This window comes from Mycobacterium simiae (genome assembly GCF_008370645.1).
GTDB lineage: Bacteria > Actinomycetota > Actinomycetes > Mycobacteriales > Mycobacteriaceae > Mycobacterium > Mycobacterium simiae_A.
In genome coordinates this window covers 1-464 of the sequence record NZ_VTZN01000525.1, presented here as the reverse complement: position 1 = coordinate 464, position 464 = coordinate 1, and the positions used below count along the sequence as shown (strand labels likewise).

At 65.7% G+C, this 464-nt stretch carries 1 protein-coding gene; it reads right to left on the bottom strand.

What is annotated here, in order from left to right:
- On the bottom strand, positions 1 to 464 hold a 464-nt coding region (locus F0Q45_RS26730), incomplete at both ends, for a zinc-binding dehydrogenase (RefSeq protein ID WP_149656673.1).

Genomic DNA, 464 nt, shown 5'->3' with positions numbered 1-464 from the left:
GAGGAATCAGCACGATCTTTCCGGTGTGGCGGGCCTGGCTCATGTCTCGGAACGCCTGGCGCGCCTGCAGCAGGCCGTAGTTGGTGGTGGGCAAGGGCCGCAGCATGCCCGCGGTGAACAGTTCGGTCAGCCTCGTCCATGGCTGGCGAAGATCTTCCGGCCCTGCCACGTGCAAGTCATAGGCCTGGTAGGCGACGCCGGGATGGGCCTGAACAATCTCTCCGCAAACCCGGATGTCGGTCTTGCCGATTTCGACGAAACTCCCGCCGCGGGGCAACAAGCGCAGCGAGCCGTCGACGAAGTCTCCGGCCAAGCTGTTGAGCACCACGTCGACGCCCTGGTGGTCGGTCGCGGCGGCGAACGCGTCGACGAAATCCAGCGTCCGCGACGACGCGATCCGCTCGGGCGCTACCCCCAGACCCCTGAGCACAGCGTGTTTGTTGGGGTGGGCGGTGCTAAAGACT